Here is a 1,849-nt window from a genome sequence, read left to right as displayed (position 1 = left end):
GCCGGATTCGTCCGGCGGCTCGCCGGCGGAGTGCTCCGCGGGCGCGGGGCGCCGGTCCCGGGCGTGCTCGGCGTCCTCGTGCGGGAGTGTGTCCGGGCGTGGCACCTCGGTGGCGTGCGCGGCGGCGGTGAGCCGGCGCAGCCGGTCGAGGTCGGCGACGGTGCCGCGCAGGTCGACGCGTCCGTTCGTGGCGTTGTGGGCCATCCACCAGACCACGGCACGTCCGGGGTCGGCGAGCGCGTCGTCCGCCAGATACTCGCGCAGGCCGCGTTCGTTCCTGCGCTCCTGTTCCTGAAGCTCCTCGTCCTTGCGCATGTCGGCGAGCCTGCGCAGTCGCTCACGGTCTGATTCGGACAGATCGATGAGGACATCGGTGGCCCAGACGTAGACGTGGTGTCGTGCCACCGCCATCATCGTGCCCAGCTCGGCATTGAGCCACTCGGTGAGCACGCTGTACTCCTCCGGGCTCTGCTTCGCCAGCAGATCCCGCGCCCGCGCCACGACGGCGTCCCGGGCCAGCGCCGAGGGGTTGGGGTGCTGCGGGCGGCGTTCGGGTTCCATCATCCAGCACACGGTCGCCGAGAACAGGAACCGGTAGTCGGGCGCGGAGCTGCGCAGCGAGATGTCCGAGACGATCTCCCGCCGGACGTCCGGGCGCTGCGGTGGCGATGCCGCGGTGGCCGGGGACGAAGCCTGCGGCGGGATACGCTGCGCGGCCGAGCGGGGAAAAACGTGACCGTGCCGCCGCCCGCGGTCGGCCACCCGGTCCATGAGGACCGCCGCCGCGACGGGAACGAGTACGAGTGGTGTGACCACCCACCACGGCCAGTCCCGGCTCACTCCCACGAGCAGGAAGGCCAGTGCGAGGAACAGGGCCGCGACCGCCGTCACGGCTCGTTCGGTGGTGTTCATCGTGTCACTCCCGGATCGTCGAGCATGGGCGAGCACGGTGCCTCCCGGCCGGTCCCGATCCCGCGCACGCCGCACCGCGTCACGCCCTTCCGTACCGGCGGTCCCCGGGTCGTGGCGACCGTCCCCGGGCAAATCCGACCGTTCAGAGCAACGGGCCGCGCACCGCGGTACCTCCCGTGCCACGGATTCGGCTACGGTGTGCGACGCGAGCCCGGGGAGGAGCACGTGCTGTCGAGCGTCGGCGATCTCGTCGTCAACCTGGTGGCCAGTGTCATCGCGGGCACCGCCGTGTGGGTGACCGGGCTCATCCGGCGGCGCAGGCGCGACGGCCGCAGGCGCGGATTCTTCGGGATGGGGCCCGGCGCGGACTGCCTGATCGTCGCGCCACGGCACGCCTCGTCCCCGTCATCGCACAGCGTCCACCAGGGCGACGTCGCCGCCATGCTGGAGGTGGCCACGATCGCGCGGGACTGCGGGGCCCGGGTGCGGTTGCGGGTGCAGGGCGCACACCAGTTCTACGAAAGCGCCGTGGGTGCCGAGCCCGAGTTCTGCCTCGGCGGTCCGGACGCGAACACCCGGACGCGGGCCCACCTGGACACCTTCCTGCCCGGCCTGACCATCGACCCGTTCGCCGAAGCCGGTCCCGCCCTCACCATCCGCGTCGGCGGACAGGCCTACAGCCGCATCCCGGGCGAGTCCGAGTTCGTGGCCCTTGCCAAGATCACCACCGACGGCCGCCCGGTCTTCGTCGTCTGCGGGCAGACCGCGATCACGAACAGGGCCGCGTCGCGCTACCTGCTGCGCACCCACGAGAGGCTCGCCCGCCGCTACGGCGTGCACGGTCGGTTCTGCCTCGTGTTGCACGTCGCGCACCCCTCCGTGTACGGCGACCGGGTCGTGCGCGTGGTCGGCGACGTCACCCGCGACGCCTTCGCGG

Annotated in this window: 2 protein-coding genes; one reads left to right on the top strand and one right to left on the bottom strand. The window is 72.5% G+C overall.

Annotation, left to right across the window (positions count from 1 at the left end; translation table 11 throughout):
• Positions 1-912, bottom strand: a 912-nt coding sequence (locus SACSA_RS23380; protein ID WP_019818719.1) for a hypothetical protein, incomplete at its 3' end; no start/stop codon positions are given.
• Between the two features lie 198 nt (positions 913-1,110).
• On the opposite strand from SACSA_RS23380, the gene SACSA_RS0116145 reads away from it, so the two are divergent.
• Positions 1,111-1,849 (top strand): hypothetical protein (locus SACSA_RS0116145; protein ID WP_232212977.1); only part of this gene is annotated, 739 nt, incomplete at its 3' end.

This window comes from Saccharomonospora saliphila YIM 90502 (genome assembly GCF_000383795.1).
GTDB lineage: Bacteria > Actinomycetota > Actinomycetes > Mycobacteriales > Pseudonocardiaceae > Saccharomonospora > Saccharomonospora saliphila.
The sequence above is the reverse complement of the archived record's forward strand: the minus strand, read 5'-3'. Positions and strand labels throughout refer to the sequence as shown.